This is a genomic window from Bacillus cereus group sp. BceL291 (genome assembly GCF_051776705.1).
Lineage (GTDB): Bacteria > Bacillota > Bacilli > Bacillales > Bacillaceae_G > Bacillus_A > Bacillus_A cereus.
Genome location: NZ_JBPWAP010000113.1, coordinates 1 through 11,464 on the forward strand (window position 1 = coordinate 1; position 11,464 = coordinate 11,464).

Here is an 11,464-nt window from a genome sequence, read left to right on the forward strand (position 1 = left end):
GAATCGAAAGATTCATAAAAAACGTCATCCTTTCTAGTTAGCTTTTTAGAAAGAATAACGTTTTTTTTACACTTGGGGGTAGTCTAGATTCTTAAGTTGATGGGCATGTGGAACAATCTATATTTTGATTAATTTTTCGTTGGGGTTACTATATGGATTTTTGATGAGATTCCCTTTATTAGAAACTTTGATTATAGCGGGGGTTATTACAATTTCTTCTAGTGCTATCGTTGCAAAAGTGCTAGTTGATTTAAAAAGAACAGGGAATAACGAAACGGAGCTAATTTTAGGAATTATCATGTTTGAGGATATATTCCTTGCTGTATATTTATCAGTGGTTTCTGGCTTAGTACTTGGTGATCATGCTTCATTTTTAGGTGCTCTTACCTCAATTGGTATAGCTTTGGGATATATGCTCTTATTCTTTATTGTAGCTAGATGGGCTACTCCGTTATTAAATAAATTGTTGAATATTAGTTCAGATGAAATTTTTATTATAGTAGTATTTTCTTCTTTATTCTTTATCGCTGGTTTTTCTGAAACAATTCATGTTGCGGAAGCAATCGGAGCGCTTCTGTTAGGTTTAGTTTTTTCTGAAACAGAGCATAGTGATCGAATTGAACATCTTGTTGTTTCATTTAGAGACTTTTTTGGAGCTATCTTCTTCTTTAGCTTCGGTTTAGGTATAGATCCGTTTTCGTTGGGTGGAGCTATATGGCTAACGTTAGGTGCTGTACTACTGACAATCATCGGGAACTTTGTAGCAGGGATGATTGCAGGAAGGCAAGCTGGATTATCTCATAAAGCATCAACAAATATTGGGTTAACAATAGTGTCAAGAGGGGAGTTTTCAATTATTATGGCTAATATTGGTATAGCGGGTGGTTTAATGTCAGTGTTGAAACCGTTCTCAGCACTATATGTACTTATCCTATCTATTTTAGGACCACTCTTTACTAAAGAATCGAAAAAAATATATAAATTTTTAAATAAAATATTTAGGTGGGATACAAAATCTACTTAAACTTAGGACATTGAACTACTCACCACTTAACGTCCTTACAGACTTTTTGAAGTGGGAGATTCCTGCTAAGATAACCAATGTATCCACCGGTTATCTTAGCAGGCGCTACCCGTAGTCCCTACAGTGAGAACATAAGTATCTTGTACATTGACGCACCACACTCCCTACTTTAGTTTGGTTTTCGCAACTTCGGCAAGCATGGGGCGAAAGAACGTTGAAGATTTTACAGTTGCAACGTTTTTCTGAAACCAACCTCATAACTTCAGTTTTCGAAGAGCAATCTGTATAAGTAAATGATAGCAAATATGTTGGCTTATGCCTATCGATATTCATATCCCACCTAAAATTGGTGTTTCACACCTTGACATTTTTGAGGAAGGAGTCTTCTGTTGGAAAACGATAAAATCTTTTTAATTACTTGAATTCTAAGTGTAGAAACTTTGTAATTTGTATGAATTGAGGGATTGAATTCCTTGTGTTAATTAACATATATATCGATTTGATATAAAGATAGGATCTAAAAGGAGCTAACAAACTGTTAGCTCCTTTTAGATCCTTTTTAAGTATATCGCACAAAAATCAAATCATACATCACGAAAAGTAGCTTTTAAGAACCCCTATTTTAAATGTTTTGTCTAGAAAAGTATGGATAACTTCATGAATGGGTGAAAATATCTATGCTTTTTTATTACAAGACAAAGATATACTGTACTCATAAATGTAGAAATATCTATTTAAGAAAGATTGAAATCATATCCAATAATCTGATAGGAGATGTAGCTATATGACAGTATTCAATACTAAAGAAATTAATAACACACCTTTTGAAAGTAATATCATTCCAAAAGGAAATCGTAACCGTCCTGCATATTCCATGAATCCAAGTTATATCACAATTCACACCACTGCGAATCAAAATGCAGGTGCTGATGCAAGAGCGCATGCTAGATATGTTAACAATGGTGGTGGATCAACTGGCGTATCCTGGCATTTTACGGTAGACGATAATCGGATTGTACAGCACTTACCACTAAATGAGAATGGTTGGCATGCCGGAGACGGGAATGGAGCGGGGAATCGTTCGTCTATTGGCATTGAAATTTGTGAAAATCGTGATGGTAATTTTGAAAAAGCCTTAATTCATGCTGCGGGTCTCGTTCAGTTTCTCATGGCTCACCTTGGATTAAAGATTGGGAACGTAGTTTCCCATCAACATTGGAGTGGAAAGAACTGTCCACGTCCGATATTTAATCGACCAGGTGGATTTGAGGGTTTCAAGAGGATGATTGAAGATAGTCCAAACGATATGGTTGTAGAGAATCATAACAAGGACGCGGGTACACAAGGATTAGGAATTGCTTACATGGAAGGCGTAAATATTAATCTTCGTAGAGGACCTAGCACGAGTAGTGATGTAATTCGTAAATTGAACAAACCTGAATCTTATATTGTTTGGGAAGAACGTGATGGCTGGCTGAACCTAGGTAATTCATGGGTGAAATATGACTCTTCCTATATTTACTTTGCTCGTAGGAAAACGAGTAATGTTGGGCGATTAGTTGTTGTAGATACGGAGGAATTATGGGTCTATGGTTCTGCTGACTGGAATGATAAGATTAAGACTGTAAAAAAAGGAGAAGCGTTTACGATTCTAGGTGAATTACAGGTAAATGGTTCTAACATGTATAAGTGTAAGTATTTCTACATTACCGCAAACCCTCAATTTGTATATGTAAGATAGGAAAAATGGATTTTATATATAAGTATAAAAGGTTAAAAGACTTTAAAATAAGTTAAGGGAATACAAATCCTTAATGAATTGGTTAAACATCAAAAAGTCAAAAGCATGGATGATGGTCGAAAAGTAAGTAGATTATTAACACCCTGGATCTATTTTAGCCCCAGGGCATATATTGATATTTAATAAAATTTGTTGCCTTTGTTGCATTTTTTCATAAAATGATTCATATGTTTAAAATTGTGGTAAAGAAAAACAGTACCAAATTATAAGAACTTTGGTATTTCAATAAAAGAAAATGGAGGTATTTTATGGAGATAGTGAATAATCAGAATCAATGCGTGCCTTATAATTGTTTAAATAATCCTGAAAATGAGATATTAGATATTGAAAGGTCAAATAGTACTGTAGCAACAAACATCGCCTTGGAGATTAGTCGTCTGCTCGCTTCCGCAACTCCAATAGGGGGGATTTTATTAGGATTGTTTGATGCAATATGGGGGTCTATAGGCCCTTCACAATGGGATTTATTTTTAGAGCAAATTGAGCTATTGATTGACCAAAAAATAGAGGAATTCGCTAGAAACCAGGCAATTTCTAGATTAGAAGGGATAAGCAGTCTGTACGGAATTTATACAGAAGCTTTTAGAGAGTGGGAAGCAGATCCTACTAATCCAGCATTAAAAGAAGAGATGCGTACTCAATTTAATGACATGAACAGTATTCTTGTAACAGCTATTCCTCTTTTTTCAGTTCAAAATTATCAAGTCCCATTTTTATCAGTATATGTTCAAGCTGCAAATTTACATTTATCGGTTTTGAGAGATGTTTCAGTGTTTGGGCAGGCTTGGGGATTTGATATAGCAACAATAAATAGTCGTTATAATGATCTGACTAGACTTATTCCTATATATACAGATTATGCTGTACGCTGGTACAATACGGGATTAGATCGCTTACCACGAACTGGTGGGCTGCGAAACTGGGCAAGATTTAATCAGTTTAGAAGAGAGTTAACAATATCAGTATTAGATATTATTTCTTTTTTCAGAAATTACGATTCTAGATTATATCCAATTCCAACAAGCTCCCAATTAACGCGGGAAGTATATACAGATCCGGTAATTAATATAACTGACTATAGAGTTGGCCCCAGCTTCGAGAATATTGAGAACTCAGCCATTAGAAGCCCCCACCTTATGGACTTCTTAAATAATTTGACCATTGATACGGATTTGATTAGAGGTGTTCACTATTGGGCAGGGCATCGTGTAACTTCTCATTTTACAGGTAGTTCTCAAGTGATAACAACCCCTCAATATGGGATAACCGCAAATGCGGAACCAAGACGAACTATTGCTCCTAGTACTTTTCCAGGTCTTAACCTATTTTATAGAACATTATCAAATCCTTTCTTCCGAAGATCAGAAAATATTACTCCTACCTTAGGGATAAATGTAGTACAGGGAGTAGGGTTCATTCAACCAAATAATGCTGAAGTTCTATATAGAAGTAGGGGGACAGTAGATTCTCTTAATGAGTTACCAATTGATGGTGAGAATTCATTAGTTGGATATAGTCATCGATTAAGTCATGTTACACTAACCAGGTCGTTATATAATACTAATATAACTAGCCTGCCAACATTTGTTTGGACACATCACAGTGCTACTAATACAAATACAATTAATCCAGATATTATTACACAAATACCTTTAGTGAAAGGATTTAGACTTGGTGGTGGCACCTCTGTCATTAAAGGACCAGGATTTACAGGAGGGGATATCCTTCGAAGAAATACCATTGGTGAGTTTGTGTCTTTACAAGTCAATATTAACTCACCAATTACCCAAAGATACCGTTTAAGATTTCGTTATGCTTCCAGTAGGGATGCACGAATTACTGTAGCGATAGGAGGACAAATTAGAGTAGATATGACCCTTGAAAAAACCATGGAAATTGGGGAGAGCTTAACATCTAGAACATTTAGCTATACCAATTTTAGTAATCCTTTTTCATTTAGGGCTAATCCAGATATAATTAGAATAGCTGAAGAACTTCCTATTCGTGGTGGTGAGCTTTATATAGATAAAATTGAACTTATTCTAGCAGATGCAACATTTGAAGAAGAATATGATTTGGAAAGAGCACAGAAGGCGGTGAATGCCCTGTTTACTTCTACAAATCAACTAGGGCTAAAAACAGATGTGACGGATTATCATATTGATCAAGTTTCCAATTTAGTTGAGTGTTTATCGGATGAATTTTGTCTGGATGAAAAGAGAGAATTATCCGAGAAAGTCAAACATGCGAAGCGACTCAGTGATGAACGGAATTTACTTCAAGATCCAAACTTCAGAGGGATCAATAGGCAACCAGACCGTGGCTGGAGAGGAAGCACGGATATTACTATCCAAGGTGGAGATGACGTATTCAAAGAGAATTACGTCACATTACCGGGTACCTTTGATGAGTGCTATCCAACGTATTTATATCAAAAAATAGATGAGTCGAAGTTAAAAGCTTATACCCGCTATGAATTAAGAGGGTATATCGAGGATAGTCAAGACTTAGAAATCTATTTAATTCGCTACAATGCAAAACACGAGACAGTAAACGTGCCAGGTACGGGTTCCTTATGGCCGCTTTCAGCCCAAAGTCCAATCGGAAAGTGTGGAGAACCGAATCGATGCGCGCCACACCTTGAATGGAATCCTAATCTAGATTGCTCCTGCAGAGACGGGGAAAAATGTGCCCATCATTCCCATCATTTCTCCTTGGACATTGATGTTGGATGTACAGACTTAAATGAGGACTTAGGTGTATGGGTGATATTCAAGATTAAGACACAAGATGGCTATGCAAGACTAGGAAATCTAGAGTTTCTCGAAGAGAAACCACTATTAGGGGAAGCACTAGCTCGTGTGAAAAGAGCGGAGAAAAAATGGAGAGACAAATGCGAAAAATTGGAATGGGAAACAAATATTGTTTATAAAGAGGCAAAAGAATCTGTAGATGCTTTATTTGTAAACTCTCAATATGATAGATTACAAGCGGATACGAATATCGCGATGATTCATGCGGCAGATAAACGCGTTCATAGCATTCGAGAAGCGTATCTGCCAGAGCTGTCTGTGATTCCGGGTGTCAATGCGGCTATTTTTGAAGAATTAGAAGGGCGTATTTTCACTGCATTCTCCCTATATGATGCGAGAAATGTCATTAAAAATGGCGATTTCAATAATGGCTTATCATGCTGGAACGTGAAAGGGCATGTAGATGTAGAAGAACAGAACAACCATCGTTCGGTCCTTGTTGTTCCAGAATGGGAAGCAGAAGTGTCACAAGAAGTTCGTGTTTGTCCGGGTCGTGGCTATATCCTTCGTGTTACAGCGTACAAAGAGGGATATGGAGAGGGCTGTGTAACGATTCATGAGATCGAAGACAATACAGACGAACTGAAATTCAGCAACTGTGTAGAAGAGGAAGTATATCCAAACAACACGGTAACGTGTAATAATTATACTGCGACTCAAGAAGAACATGAGGGTACGTACACTTCCCGTAATCGAGGATATGACGAAGCCTATGAAAGCAATTCTTCTGTACATGCGTCAGTCTATGAAGAAAAATCGTATACAGATAGACGAAGAGAGAATCCTTGTGAATCTAACAGAGGATATGGGGATTACACACCACTACCAGCTGGCTATGTGACAAAAGAATTAGAGTACTTCCCAGAAACCGATAAGGTATGGATTGAGATCGGAGAAACGGAAGGAACATTCATCGTGGACAGCGTGGAATTACTTCTTATGGAGGAATAATATATGCTTTAAAATGTAAGGTGTGCAAATAAAGAATGATTACTGACTTGTATTGACAGATAAATAAGGAAATTTTTATATGAATAAAAAACGGGCATCACTCTTAAAAGAATGATGTCCGTTTTTTGTATGATTTAACGAGTGATATTTAAATGTTTTTTTGCGAAGGCTTTACTTAACAAAAAAATTCGTATAGCAAAATTCTAAATTTAACCTTAAATATAGTTAGGGTGAAAATATGCCAAACTAATTTATTCCTAATGTTAATTCGAAACAAATCATAAACAAAAATACAGGTATAAAAAAATTTGTGTAAGACATTTTTTTATACCTGTACTATGAGTGTATTTCCCCTGTTAAAATATTTAATCAAAACTATCATCTTTTTATTATCTTTAGGAATATATGGAGAGTAAAATGAGATTTCATCTAAATAAAAAATAATACCCATAGATAGCATAAAGATTTTTGAAAATACAAGTATAAAGAATGTGATATTAAAAAACCTTGAATTTATAAGTATAACAATGCACGTTATTGTTAATTGTATTGTGTTGTCATTCGTTTCATGCGTCATATTTGTGTAAATTTTTTATGACATTATTAAGCTCCAGTACTGTTTTCAATTAAGGATATGCGTATTTATATTCGATTAGTCATACATTTATAATCAAATATTATATATATATATTAATAAACTATGTGATTTTATGTATTTATGTTTAATTTAATGAAGATTGGCTTTTGAATACCTATATATATATGATTATCTTTAAGGAAACATAAAACAATTTCCTAGAAGGGTGGTATTACATACTAATTTATTAAAAGTTATTTAGTATAATAATTTCGTGCAATTTTTTTGGGAAATATGGAGAAAAATATAACAAAAAAATAATAAATTAAGACTTTGGAGTTTAGTGTTTTAGGATCGTCTTTAAAACGGTAGGTACAGAAACAGAAGGAGTACAGTTTTCCTAAAATAGGAATTAGTTCGCAATGGAGGGTTCAATTCTATGATATCTATCTAAGAGGTATTAATTAATTCGTATTGGAATTGATGTAATGGCATATGAGTCAGAATTTAAGAATTCTTACGGTTAATTAGCAATGACTTCTCAACTAATCAAGTACTAATCTACTTTAGGCTAGACAAATTGATTTATAGAATTCAACTGATTGTAAACAAACTATGAATCCTATGAAATTTCGTAAGATTTATCCAGCAAAACAACCTTTCCTACAGAAAATAAATTTATGGTGGGAGCTGAAGTAGCTGTTAAAACTGGTATATCCTTCCTAGTAAAAGAGTGAGTCACTTTAAAAACAGAAAATCTAACTATAGAACCAAAAATATTATTATTTGAGCAGAAATCTAAAAAATAATATCGATTAGTCTAAAAGATTTTTAAATTACCCTAAGCTTTTAACATATCTCTACGATACAAATCCTAAATTTTTTTGTATTTTTTAATTTACTATACTTATAAAAATTTTAGTGTTTTGGTGGGCGGAGGAATGAGTAATCTTTATTCTTCCTTTAACAATTATCAGTATATTTTTGAGTTGGCTAAGGAGTGTATCCTATAGTAACTAAACATTTAATCTGATCATATACAACTCAGTTAAAAAAGTACTTAAATATCATTACAAACACTTTTTAACAAAAAAATAAATTGAATCCCGTGCTCTCTCAAAATTACAATTATTTCTATTAAAAAACAAATCTAAAAAACTGATTAAAACAATGGAGTGAATTTGATTGTCATTTGTAAAAAATAGTAAGATAGGGACTAAGTTAAATGGATTGATAACCATATCTATCGTCGCTTGTATAATTCTTTCAACATTAGGTTTTTTTGGCTTAGTAAAAAGTAAAAATGCTTCAACTAATATGTAAGAACATAATTTATTGTCAATCCAACATATTGGGGCTGTAGAAGCGAATATTTTCCATGTTGGATGTTTTTGCCCATCGCCCCGAAACGGGGGATTAAGCCTGGTTAATTAAAAAATAATACGTTGTGTCAAAAAGTACACTTTATGACATAGCTAAAAACCTTGTATTTTTCATTTCAAAAATACAACTTAATAATATTTGAAACATGTCAATTAAACTGTATATGTTTTGACATATTTATTTTAAAAAGAAATTGAAATCCTTTATTTATAAGGGTTTTGCCACTATTTTTTTGCTATTCCCCCTTTTTCGAGAAATCAAGACTAAAATGAAAAATAAACAGAAAATATAAGGCTCTTACTTTGTGGATATGACCACAAAGTAAGAGCCTTATTTCATTAAATTTGTTCATACATTTTTCCTTGTAGTCTTTTGTTTTCATCCTTTAATCGCCTATTCTCGTACTCTACTTCCTTGATTCGATCCCGTAATAATTGAATCATTGCATCTTTATTTTCATCACTCATTTTCCGTTTTTCGAATTTTGGAGATACAGCTCGTTGCTGTTGTTTACGAAGCGTTTCAATTCGTTCACGAAGGGTAGTATGACTATACAAGTAAGACTTGGACACTTCTGCGAAGTCGGAGACAGAGTTGAAATTAATACGTCTATTCTCTTTAATCAGTTGTCTAATTGCTTTCTCAACCTTTTGTAGGGTTTCTTCTCGCTTCTTTTTAGCCAAGGCTACAATAGCATCTGTAGATCGTTTATGTTTCATGATGATACACCTTTTTCTTTAATAATTTGAGCATCAAAGAGAATTTTTTTAGCACTCTCCCCCCGATGAGACTTGCCTTCGACAAGTTGGTTTCTAATTTTGATGAGGTTATCCAATTGTTCCTTGGTTTTCTCATTGTAAATTGGGTAGTTTTGTGTCATCTGAATATGTTCTTCCACTCGCCGGATTTCTCTTTCAAAGTCACACAGATTGTCAGGGGTTGTACAGAAGTTTGGGCATGTCAGACATGGGGTTACAACATAAGGACAACCTTCCTTCTTCGAAGCCAGGCAAAACCCAAGTGGTACTCTTATAGCCTCGATATTACTGCGTATATATTCCCAATGGATCAAGTCTTCGTCCATGGCCATTTCATTTACTTGACCATTATCTAAATTTACACGAAGGAGAGGTCCTTTTTTCTTTTGTGCCTTTTCCCATTCTCGTCTCAATGTATCATCGGCTATCTTAGCATAGACTAGTGTCATTTCTGGTGTAGAGTGGGCAAACCATTTCATAATGTGAGTAAGATTCATTCCTAGATTAATCAGCTCCACACCTTTGGTGTGCCGAAAGGCATGGTTTCGAAAATGATAGATACTTTCATCTTGATCCACAATGTTGTATCGTTTAGCCAAACGATTTAATGCTCGTGATATATTCCCACTACAAAATGGGTTCCCCTTACGTTTTCCTTTTGTATGAACGAATAAGTATCGATCAGGATTATTTTCTATAGTTGACATATCTTTAGTTTGTTCAATGACAGCTTGAATAATTAGTGCTACATCTTTATCTATAGGAATACGATGTTGTTTAACATCAGTTTTGGGAATATCTCCTTGAAGATAATAGTTTCTGTTCGTATCAGTAATTAAGCAATTATAGTAACGAATATTGAGTATATCACTTATTCGCCATCCTGTAGCCATAAGTAAAATGATAACAGGAATATATTTCTTATCGCTATCTTTCATAGGGGGATTGAGTTCATCAGGATTATGACTTAATAACAATTCTAACTGACTCATTACTGAGTCAGGAATATATTTAATCTCATTTTCATTCCATCGTCTTTGTTTTGGGAAATCTTCCTTGAAGAACAAAGTGAAAACAGGTGTAGTAGGTGCTTTAGGATGTTCAGTACGTTGTAAGTAATCTATAAATACTTTTACTCCATACAAATAATCCGCTTTAGTTCCTTCAGATAAATGGCCCAAATTATGGTTAACGTATAATAAATATTGTTCAATATGTGATCTTTGCAAATCAGTGATACCGTTCCAATTAGGATAATATTTTTGTAAGAACACTATAAAGTGTTTGATTCCTCTTAATATTGTTTGCAATGATGAAAAACTACGTGAAACCGTTGTAAACTTAGCATACTTTTTAACAGCTTCCCTATAGGATGGATGAATATCATGAAATGATATTCGATATTCAGCTTTACTTTTAGAATAGCGTACATTAGGAATATTTCTTACATCCCATATATCTTTTTCAAACTCTTCTCTTATGTCATAGAAATCAAACAGAAATTGATACGCTCGATTAAAAAAAGCAATAGCTTTACTTGAAATCTGTCCTTTTGAATTTGTGATGTTGACATTCCTATTAATTAAATAACTTTTGTATTTCATAAGACCACGTTCATATGGTATCTCTATAAAACTATGGATGTTAGGATAATGTTTGTTTAAAAAAGCAGCTAAATGTTTAAACGTAAATGAATAACTTAATAGAGTTCCAATAGTTACACTTCTATTTAATATTTCTATTGCAAAGAAATATTTTAACTCTTGTCGAATATAGAAAGAAAATGATGTGAAATCTATTCTTTTTTTATTTGATCGCCAAGATTCTTTGCTATCATATACTTCGAAGAAGTTATCCCTTAAATCCCACACATCGTTTATCCGATACCCCTGTAATAGCTGCAGTAATTCATCTTTTTTCTCTAATGTAACCTTCGGTTTATAGGATGTATTACTTACTATATTCATGATTCTCCTCGTCGTTCATCTTTTTTCTTCATTGCTTTCTCCCAATCTTCTTGTATATCTTCCATTGTGGGATGGACATCATGCCCATCAACTTAAGAATTTGCACTACCCCCAAGTGTCAAAAAACGTTATTCTTTCTAAAAAGCTAGCTAGAAAGGATGACATTTTTTATGAATCTTTCAATTCAAGA

At 34.0% G+C, this 11,464-nt stretch carries 4 protein-coding genes and 2 pseudogenes; 4 read left to right on the top strand and 2 right to left on the bottom strand.

Going from position 1 to position 11,464, the window contains the following annotated elements; translation table 11 throughout:
* Positions 1 to 109: 109 nt before the first annotated feature.
* The 4 genes and pseudogenes from ACS2CR_RS31490 to ACS2CR_RS31505 form a co-directional block, all read left to right on the top strand.
* Positions 110 to 1,024: pseudogene (locus tag ACS2CR_RS31490) on the top strand (cation:proton antiporter); the annotation flags it as partial.
* A gap of 784 nt (positions 1,025 to 1,808) precedes the next feature.
* The gene (locus tag ACS2CR_RS31495) at positions 1,809 to 2,765 is read left to right on the top strand and encodes an N-acetylmuramoyl-L-alanine amidase (RefSeq protein ID WP_060852704.1); all 957 of its coding nucleotides are present in this window, start codon (positions 1,809 to 1,811) and stop codon (positions 2,763 to 2,765) included.
* A 308-nt stretch (positions 2,766 to 3,073) separates the two neighbouring features.
* The gene (locus ACS2CR_RS31500; protein WP_086402512.1) at positions 3,074 to 6,589 is read left to right on the top strand and encodes an insecticidal delta-endotoxin Cry8Ea1 family protein; all 3,516 of its coding nucleotides are present in this window, start codon (positions 3,074 to 3,076) and stop codon (positions 6,587 to 6,589) included.
* A 1,762-nt stretch (positions 6,590 to 8,351) separates the two neighbouring features.
* Positions 8,352 to 8,549, top strand: a pseudogene (locus ACS2CR_RS31505) (MCP four helix bundle domain-containing protein); the annotation flags it as partial.
* Positions 8,550 to 8,887: 338 nt separating this feature from the next.
* On the opposite strand, the gene ACS2CR_RS31510 reads toward ACS2CR_RS31505, so the two are convergent.
* Entirely contained in the window at positions 8,888 to 9,268 is a 381-nt protein-coding gene (locus ACS2CR_RS31510; protein ID WP_000681129.1) for a DUF6262 family protein, read from the bottom strand.
* Positions 9,265 to 11,274: a tyrosine-type recombinase/integrase gene (locus ACS2CR_RS31515; RefSeq protein WP_001028548.1), complete on the bottom strand. Its 2,010-nt coding sequence runs from the start codon at positions 11,272 to 11,274 to the stop codon at positions 9,265 to 9,267. Before ACS2CR_RS31515 ends, ACS2CR_RS31510 begins: the two co-directional genes overlap by 4 nt.
* Positions 11,275 to 11,464 lie beyond the last annotated feature (190 nt).

Excerpts from the sequence above, each read along its gene's own strand:
- ACS2CR_RS31495 (WP_060852704.1), top strand. The coding sequence starts at position 1,809 with ATGACAGTATTCAATACTAAAGAAATTAATAACACACCTTTTGAAAGT.
- ACS2CR_RS31500 (WP_086402512.1), top strand. The coding sequence starts at position 3,074 with ATGGAGATAGTGAATAATCAGAATCAATGCGTGCCTTATAATTGTTTA.
- ACS2CR_RS31510 (WP_000681129.1), bottom strand. The coding sequence starts at position 9,268 with ATGAAACATAAACGATCTACAGATGCTATTGTAGCCTTGGCTAAAAAG.
- ACS2CR_RS31515 (WP_001028548.1), bottom strand. The coding sequence starts at position 11,274 with ATGAATATAGTAAGTAATACATCCTATAAACCGAAGGTTACATTAGAG.